Here is an 8,201-nt window from a genome sequence, read left to right on the forward strand (position 1 = left end):
CAGACAGAAGGTCGGCGCCGGCGACCGGATCGAAATTGCCCTGCCTGAAGCGGCCGGAGTGGAAACCGCACCGGAATCCATCCCGCTCGATATCATCTACGAAGACGACGATCTGATCGTCATCGACAAGCCGGCGGGGATGGTGGTGCACCCGGCACCCGGTTCGCCCTCGGGGACGCTGGTCAACGCGCTGCTCGGTCATTGCGGCGATACGCTTTCCGGCGTCGGCGGCGAAAGACGCCCCGGCATCGTGCACCGGATCGACAAGGACACCTCGGGCCTGCTGGTCGTGGCCAAGTCCGACGCCGCCCACCACGGGCTTGCCGCCCAGTTCGAGGCGCACAGCGTCGACCGGCGCTATCTTGCGCTGGTTCACGGTGTGCCCGATCGCGCCGACCCGCGCCTGAGCGGTATCAGGGGAGCCTCGTGGGACGGGGCCGACATTCTGCGCATCACCACGCAGATCGCCCGGCACAGGCACGACCGCCAGCGTCAGGCGGTGGTGTGGGCGGGCGGGCGCCATGCGGTCACCCGAGCCCGCGTTGTGGAGTCCTTCGGCGCACCGCCGGTGGCGGCGCTGGTCGAATGCCGGCTGGAAACCGGGCGCACCCACCAGATCAGGGTTCACATGGCCCATGTCGGGCACGCGCTGATCGGCGATCCGGTCTATGGCGGGCGGCGGCGGCTTTCGGCCCGGGCAGTGGGCGAGGCGGCGGCATCCGCCGCCAGCGGCTTTCCCCGGCAGGCCTTGCATGCGGCGACGCTTGGGTTCATACATCCGCGCAGCGGCGAGAAGCTGTCGTTCGAAAGCGCCCCGCCCGACGACATGGCGACCCTGACCTCCCTGCTGCGCGGGTAGCCGTAATATCCGTTAACATATCCGTTAGGTCGATTGCGCTGCCGGTCCGGTTGCTTCAAACTGGGCATGCGGCGTTCCATCTCGCGCAGCCCGCCGAAGAGGAACTACTTGAACTGAACAGTTCAGCTCTTAAATCTTACATCAAAGGACTTTGCGCATGCGATGCGCAAGGGTCCGGCACGTTCGGAGGGATAAGTTGAGCAACTACGGAAATCTTCCCGCCCCCTCCCCGGAGCAGGGGCTGAACCGGTACCTGCAGGAAATCCGCAAGTTTCCGATGCTGGAACCGGAAGAGGAATACATGCTGGCCAAACGGTGGGTCGACCATCAGGACGCCGAGGCCGCGCACAAGATGGTGACGAGCCACCTGAGGCTCGCCGCCAAGATCGCCATGGGCTATCGCGGCTATGGGCTGCCGCAGGCCGAGGTGATCTCGGAGGCGAATGTCGGCCTGATGCAGGCAGTCAAGCGGTTCGACCCGGAAAAGGGGTTCCGCCTTGCCACCTATGCGATGTGGTGGATCCGCGCCTCGATCCAGGAATACATCCTGCGGTCGTGGAGTCTGGTGAAACTGGGTACGACCTCGGCGCAGAAGAAGCTGTTCTTCAACCTGCGCAAGGCAAAATCGCGCATCGGTGCGCTGGAAGAGGGCGACCTGCGCCCCGAGAACGTTACCCGGATCGCCAACGATCTTGGCGTGACCGAGGACGAGGTGGTCTCGATGAACCGCCGCCTCTCGGGGGGCGATGCCTCGCTGAACGCGACGGTCGGCAGCGATGGCGACACCACCACCCAATGGCAGGACTGGCTGGAGGACAAAGACGCCGATCAGGCCGAAGCCTATGCCGAGGCCAACGAGCTTTCGGTGCGCCGCGATCTGCTGCTCGAGGCGATGGAGGCGCTCAACGATCGCGAGAAGAACATCCTCACCCAGCGCCGCCTGGCCGAACCGCCGGTAACGCTCGAGGAACTGTCGGGCGAATATGGCGTGAGCCGCGAGCGCATCCGTCAGATCGAGGTGCGCGCCTTCGAAAAGCTCCAGAAGCGGATGAAGGAGCTTGCCCGGGAAAAGGGTGTTCTCGAACCCGCCTGAGCCGCTGCGCAGCGGTCGCAAACCCAAAATGCAAACGGCTCGCGATCCCGCGAGCCGTTTCTTTCTTCCACCTGCCTTGCGGCTGTCGCGTTACTCGGCGGGTGTCGAGCTTTCGGATTTTCCGCCCGAGGCGAAATATTCCCTTGTCAGCTTGACGACAACCGGTGCCAGCAGCGCCAGCGCGATCAGGTTCGGAATGGCCATCATGGCGTTCAGCGTATCTGCCAGCAGCCAGATGAAGCCGAGATCGGCCGCCGCGCCCAGCGGCACCGCGATGCACCACAGAACGCGGAAAGGCACCAGCGACTTCACGCCAAGGAAGTACTCGACGCATTTCTCGCCGTAATAGGACCATCCCAGTATTGTCGTGAAGGCAAAGATCGACAGTGCGATGGCGACGACATAGCCACCGACACCGGGAAGCGCGCTGTCGAAGGCCATTGTCGTCAACGCAGCCCCGGATTCGCCCGATGTCCAGACACCGGTGGTGATGATCGCGAGCCCGGAGATCGAGCAGACGATGATCGTGTCGATAAAGGTGCCCAGCATGGCGATCAGGCCCTGGCTGACAGGGCCGGCGGTCGCTGCGGCGGCATGCGCGATCGGGGACGAACCAAGACCCGCCTCGTTCGAGAAGACGCCGCGCGCCACGCCGAAGCGGATGGCTGCCCATACCGCTGCGCCGGCGAAACCGCCTTCGGCCGCCGTCGCGGTGAACGCATTCGAAATCACCAGACCGAATGCATGGCCAAGGCTGCCGAAGTTGGCAAGAAGCACGATCAGCCCTGCGAGCACATAGAAAACAGCCATGAACGGCACGAGCTTTCCGGCAACCGAAGCGATCCGGGTGATGCCGCCAAGAACCACCGCGCCAGTCAGCAGCATGATGATGATCCCGGTGACCAGCGGCGGCAGGCCGAAGCTGGTATCCATCACGTGGGCGACCGAGTTCGACTGCACGGTGTTGCCGATCCCGAAGGCGGCAATCGCGCCGAAACCGGCAAATGTCGGCGCCATCCAGTGCCATTTCGAGGACAGGCCGTTCCTGATATAGTACATCGGCCCGCCGACGTAGTTGCCCAGTTCGTCCTGTTCGCGGTATTTCACCGCCAGCACGGCCTCGGCGTATTTGGTCGCCATGCCGACCAGCGCGGTCATCCACATCCAGAACAGGGCGCCGGGGCCGCCGAGAAACACGGCGGTTGCAACCCCGGCGATGTTCCCGGTGCCAATGGTCGCCGAAAGCGCCGTCATCAGCGCGTTGAACGGGCTGATCTGCCCGGCGCCGCTGGCCTGACGTCCGGCCCAGAGCATTTTGAATCCGGTACCGAGGCGCCGGATCGGCATGAATTTCAGCACGACCTGCAGGAACAGGCCGACACCCAGAATGAGGACCAGCATCGGCGGCCCCCAGACGATACCGTTGATCCAGCCAACGATTGCGGAAATTGTCTCCATTACATTTGTCCCTCACTCTTGTTATTGGCCGCGCTTGCCGACGGCCTTGCGTCTTTCACACGATGTGCAGCGGCGGTTACGCGTAGCCTAGCGATTTCGCCCGGATCGGCAAATCGCCAACCGCGCCGGCACCCGGCCGCCCCTGCATCCGGTCGAGGATAGGGCGATCATTTCGGCATTGCCACATTTTTGAGCGGGCGAGGAACCGATTTTCATCACGTTTGACGGACGCTCGGCGATGCGCCCGCCATTCTACTGCTGGAAGACATAGGTTCCCGGCGCATCGCTGATCGGCTTCAGTCCCTTCGACGCGGCGCCCATGCGCGGCGGCGAGACATCGCCGGGCGTGGTCTTTTCCATCAGGAATTCAAGCCACACCGGCCACCAAGACCCCTCCTGCGGCGCGTGCCCGGCAACCCAGCTGTCGGGGGCGACGTACCGCTCGGGCCCCTTGCGGCGACCGACGCGATAGTGCCGCCCGCGATGACCGGGTTCCGAAACGATCCCGGCGTTGTGGCCGCCGGAGGTCAGAACGAAAGTCTGTTCGGCCCCGTTGAACAGGGCAAGCTTGTAGACCGACTTCCACGGCGCGATATGGTCGGTCTCGGTTCCCAGCACGAACATCGGCGTATCGATGTCCGGCAGGGCGATGACGTCGCCCCCGACCTCGAACCGGCCGCCCGACAGACGGTTTTCCAGGAAAAGCCACCGCAGGTACTGCGAATGCATGCGATAGGGCATGCGGGTCGCATCGGCATTCCATGCCGAGATGTCGAAGGGCTTTTCGTCCTTGTCGAGCAGGTAGCGGTTGATCGCCCGGCCCCAGACGAGATCTTCGGAACGGAGCGCCTGAAACGCGCCGGCCATCTGATCCTGATCGAGATAGCCCTGATCCTGCATCATGTCTTCGAGATAGGCGACCTGACTGTCGTCCAGAAAGATCGTGATCTCGCCGGCCTCGGAAAAATCGGTCTGCGCCGCCAGCAGCGTCACCGAGGCAAGCCGCTCGTCGCCGTCACGTGCCATGGCCGCAGCCGCGATGGCCAGCATCGTTCCGCCGAGACAATAGCCGCAGCTGTGAATCCGGCGCCCCGGCACGATCGCCGACACCGCATCAAGCGCCTTCATCACGCCGTTGGCGCGATAATCGTCCAGTGTCATTTCGGACAGGCTGGCATCGGGATTGATCCACGAGATGCAGAATACCGTGAACCCGTTTTCCACCAGATAGCGGATCACCGAATTCGACGGGCTGAGATCGAGGATGTAGTATTTCATGATCCATGCCGGAACGATCAGGATCGGCTCGCGGTGGACCTTTTTCGTCGTGGGCGTGTACTGGATCAGTTCCATCAACTCGTTGCGGAACACGACCTTGCCGGGCGTGCAGGCGATATTCTGGCCAACCACGAATTCCTTCGGCAGCGGCCTGTGCTCGCCCGCCAGGTCCCGCGCCACATCGTCGGCCAGTTTCCTGCCCCCCGCAACCAGGTTCTGCCCCCCCGTCGCCACCGTCTTCTCGATCACCTCGGGGTTGGTGAACGGATAGTTCGACGGCGCCAGGGTATCGAGAACCTGCTTGGCCTGGAATGCCACCCGCTCGGCCGACTTGTGGCGCATGCCGCGCATTTCCCGGGTCGCCTCGCGCCACCAGTCCTCGGTCGCCAGATAGCCCTGTTTCCACCACGAAAACGGTGGCGTATTCCATCCCTCGTGATTGAACCGCCGGTCGCCCTTGCGCGGCTGAAATCCCTCTCCGGCACCGAGCAGACCCAGCATCAGCTTGCGGCTGTTCTCGGCCGCCAGTTCGGCCAGTTCCATCTGCCGCCCGGGTGCGATGGCAAGATGCTTGGCCCAATCCTCCCACGCTGCCTGTGCCGCATAGGGGGAAATCCCGTGCGTAATCCGCGCGTTCATCGCCTGGATCGCCCGATCGAGGTTCTCGTATCCCTGCCTGTCGGGCGCCGCATCCGGCGTGGCCACCCCGGCCGGCTCGGCGGCAACCGCCGGTGCGGTCGCTGCCGGCTTGCGCACGGCGGGCTGCTCGTCCGTCTCCGGTGTTTCCGGTCTTGTAACGCCGCTGCGTTCGGTCATGTCCGCCTCCCAATCCTGTCACCATTCCCGGCTTCACGCTGCGCCTACCGCGCCGCGACGCCCGGCAACCGTTCGTATCCTATAGCACAGTTTTTTCCGGTACAGATGCCGATTGATGTCCGTGCCCCGGCCGCCCGCGACGGCGTTCCGCTAAAACCGCACGTGGCGGCGGCAGCGATCCTGCCCGCGTCTCTCCGGCCGCTCGTTCGGGACTTGCGGTTTTCCGCCCCGGCTGCACAGGATGGCACGACCGTAACGGGAGACGACAGATGGCAACGCAGGTCATTCGCTGGGGCATCCTCGGGGCCTCGAACTTTGCGCGCAATCACATGGGGCCGGCGATCCACGCCGCACGCGGCGCGCAGCTGGCAGCACTGGCGACCGGTTCGCCGCACAAGGCCGAAGCCTTCACCGATGCCTTTCCCGGTATCCGCATCCACGAAAGCTATGACGCGCTGCTTGCCGACCCCGGGATCGACGCGGTCTATATCCCCCTGCCCAATCACCTCCATGTGGAATGGAGCCTCAGGGCGCTGGCCGCCGGCAAGCCGGTGCTGTGCGAGAAACCCGCCACCCTGCACGCCGAAGAGTTCGACACACTGATCGCCGCACGCGACAGGGCCGGGCTGCTCGCCGCCGAGGCCTTCATGGTGGTCCATCACCCGCAGTGGCAAAGGGCGCGCCAGATGATCGCCGAGGGCGCCATCGGCAGGCTGGCGCAGGTGCATGGCGCCTTTTCCTTCAACAACACCGACATGCGCAATATCCGCAACCGGCCCGAGACCGGCGGCGGGGCCCTGCGCGATATCGGAGTCTACACGCTGGGCACCGCCCGTTTCGCCACCGGTGAGGAGCCGGTCGCAGCAACGGCGCGGATCACATGGGAAAACGGCTTCGACACCATTTCGCGCAGCCAGATCGAATTTCCGTCCTTCCACATGTCGATGCTGGTTTCGACACGCCTCGCCCCGTATCAGGAGATGACCTTTCACGGTGACGAGGGCGTGCTGCGGCTTGACTTTCCGTTCAACGCTAATGTCCATGGCGAGGCACGGCTCGACCTGTTGCGCGGCAACGAAACGATCACCGAACGGTGGCCCGGGGTGAACCACTATGTGCTTCAGGTCGAGAACTTCGGCGAAAGCCTGCGCAGCGGCGTACCCTATCCCTGCCCGCTGGAATTCAGCCGCGGCACCCAGGCGGCGATGGACATGATCTTTGCCGCCGATCCCGCCCCTGCCGGAGCATGACATGCAAGACGACGATATAGACGGCCGGCTTCACGGCCCCCAACCTGACCCCGGCACACAGGAATCGATGCTGCTGCGCCTGATCCATCTGGTGCTGATCGCGATCATGCTCAGCATCGCGCAGACGATCGTCGGCGTCGCGACGATCGTCCAGTTCGTCATCATGGTGCTGAACCGGCGCCAGCCCAACGAGCGGCTGGCCGATTTCGGCACCGATCTGGGCATCTGGATCGCCAAGGCGACCCGCTACCAGACCGGCGCAAGCGAGGTGAAACCCTGGCCCTGGACCGATCTGGACTGAAGGGCACCGTTGCCGGCGGTCGGTGAGACCGGCCAGCGATCACGAATTAGTGAGCGTGACCCGACGACACAAATCTGATCTAGCTGCATCATCAGGGATGCAGGTCAGAGGATTTCAGGATGCCAGTCCACCTGGTGCTTGCGTTTGCAATTGTCAGCGAGGTGGTGGCGACGATGGCCCTGAAGCCCGCTGCCGGATTTACCAAACCGGGCCCGTCGCTCGTTGTTCTGGTGGGCTATGGGCTGGCTTTCTTTTTCCTGTCTCAAGTGCTCGACCGCCTGCCCATCGGCATTGTCTATGCCGTATGGGCTGGCGGCGGCATTGTCCTGACCGCACTGGCGGCATGGGTAATCTTCGGGCAGCGCCCTGATGCGGCCGGGTTTGTCGGCATCGGACTTATCATCGCAGGTGTGCTTGTCCTGAACCTGGTCTCGAAGACGAACGTCCACTGAGCACCTCCGGGCGGGTCAGCCCTCCATCGCCTCAAGCTCGTCGATCATCGCCGAGATCATCGAAAGCCCCTTGTCCCAGAACCCCGGATCGGTCGCGTCGAGACCGAAGGGCGCCAGAAGCTCGGTGTGGTGTTTGGAACCGCCGGCCCCGAGCATGTCGAAATACCTCTCCTGGAAGTCCGGATCCCCCTCCTCGTAGACGGCATAGAGCGCGTTCACCAGCCCGTCGCCAAAGGCATAGGCATAGACGTAGAAGGGCGAATGCACGAAATGCGGGATATAGGACCAGAAGGTCTCGTATCCGTCCATGAAGCGGAACGCCGGGCCGAGGCTTTCGGCCTGAACCGACATCCACAGCGCGTCGATATCCTCGGGCGTCAGTTCGCCCCGGCCGCGCGCCGCGTGCAGCTTGCACTCGAAATCGTAGAAGGCGATCTGCCGGACAACGGTGTTGATCTGGTCCTCGACCTTGCCGGCCAGCAGCACCTTGCGCTGGCGATCGTCGGCGGCCCCGGCCAGCAGCTTGCGGAAGGTCAGCATCTCGCCGAAAACGGAGGCGGTTTCGGCCAGCGTCAGCGGGGTCGAGGACAGAAGCTCGCCCTGCCCTGCCGCCAGCACCTGATGGACACCGTGCCCAAGCTCGTGCGCGAGCGTCATCACATCGCGCGGCTTGCCCAGATAGTTCAGCATCACA

Annotated in this window: 8 protein-coding genes; 5 read left to right on the forward strand and 3 right to left on the reverse strand. The window is 64.0% G+C overall.

What is annotated here, in order from left to right; translation table 11 throughout:
* Positions 1–859 (forward strand): RluA family pseudouridine synthase (locus ACK5IR_RS09325; protein ID WP_416928176.1); only part of this gene is annotated, 859 nt, incomplete at its 5' end.
* 196 nt (positions 860–1,055) lie between these two features.
* The gene (rpoH, locus tag ACK5IR_RS09330; RefSeq protein WP_416928178.1) at positions 1,056–1,952 is read left to right on the forward strand and encodes an RNA polymerase sigma factor RpoH; all 897 of its coding nucleotides are present in this window, start codon (positions 1,056–1,058) and stop codon (positions 1,950–1,952) included.
* A gap of 90 nt (positions 1,953–2,042) precedes the next feature.
* On the opposite strand, the gene ACK5IR_RS09335 is transcribed toward rpoH, so the two are convergent.
* Positions 2,043–3,410, reverse strand: coding sequence for an alanine/glycine:cation symporter family protein (locus tag ACK5IR_RS09335; RefSeq protein WP_416928180.1), 1,368 nt, complete (start codon positions 3,408–3,410; stop codon positions 2,043–2,045).
* Positions 3,411–3,662: 252 nt separating this feature from the next.
* Positions 3,663–5,504: a PHA/PHB synthase family protein gene (locus tag ACK5IR_RS09340; RefSeq protein WP_416928182.1), complete on the reverse strand. Its 1,842-nt coding sequence runs from the start codon at positions 5,502–5,504 to the stop codon at positions 3,663–3,665.
* A 269-nt stretch (positions 5,505–5,773) separates the two neighbouring features.
* Here ACK5IR_RS09340 and ACK5IR_RS09345 point away from each other — a divergent pair, with 269 nt between their 5' ends.
* The 3 genes from ACK5IR_RS09345 (at position 5,774) to ACK5IR_RS09355 (ending at position 7,507) form a co-directional block, all read left to right on the forward strand.
* Positions 5,774–6,754, forward strand: a complete 981-nt coding sequence (locus ACK5IR_RS09345) for a Gfo/Idh/MocA family protein (protein WP_416928184.1) — start codon at positions 5,774–5,776, stop codon at positions 6,752–6,754.
* A gap of 1 nt (position 6,755) precedes the next feature.
* The gene (locus ACK5IR_RS09350) at positions 6,756–7,055 is read left to right on the forward strand and encodes a DUF4389 domain-containing protein (RefSeq protein WP_416928186.1); all 300 of its coding nucleotides are present in this window, start codon (positions 6,756–6,758) and stop codon (positions 7,053–7,055) included.
* A 119-nt stretch (positions 7,056–7,174) separates the two neighbouring features.
* The gene (locus tag ACK5IR_RS09355) at positions 7,175–7,507 is read left to right on the forward strand and encodes a DMT family transporter (RefSeq protein WP_416928188.1); all 333 of its coding nucleotides are present in this window, start codon (positions 7,175–7,177) and stop codon (positions 7,505–7,507) included.
* A 15-nt stretch (positions 7,508–7,522) separates the two neighbouring features.
* On the opposite strand, the gene ACK5IR_RS09360 is transcribed toward ACK5IR_RS09355, so the two are convergent.
* Positions 7,523–8,201 (reverse strand): M3 family metallopeptidase (locus ACK5IR_RS09360; RefSeq protein ID WP_416928190.1); only part of this gene is annotated, 679 nt, incomplete at its 5' end.

Origin of the sequence: Tropicimonas sp. (genome assembly GCF_047971885.1) — a bacterium.
Classification (GTDB): Bacteria; Pseudomonadota; Alphaproteobacteria; order Rhodobacterales; family Rhodobacteraceae; genus Tropicimonas.

Excerpts from the sequence above, each read along its gene's own strand:
- ACK5IR_RS09355 (WP_416928188.1), top strand. The coding sequence starts at position 7,175 with ATGCCAGTCCACCTGGTGCTTGCGTTTGCAATTGTCAGCGAGGTGGTG.
- ACK5IR_RS09345 (WP_416928184.1), top strand. The coding sequence starts at position 5,774 with ATGGCAACGCAGGTCATTCGCTGGGGCATCCTCGGGGCCTCGAACTTT.
- ACK5IR_RS09335 (WP_416928180.1), bottom strand. The coding sequence starts at position 3,410 with ATGGAGACAATTTCCGCAATCGTTGGCTGGATCAACGGTATCGTCTGG.
- ACK5IR_RS09350 (WP_416928186.1), top strand. The coding sequence starts at position 6,756 with ATGCAAGACGACGATATAGACGGCCGGCTTCACGGCCCCCAACCTGAC.
- ACK5IR_RS09340 (WP_416928182.1), bottom strand. The coding sequence starts at position 5,504 with ATGACCGAACGCAGCGGCGTTACAAGACCGGAAACACCGGAGACGGAC.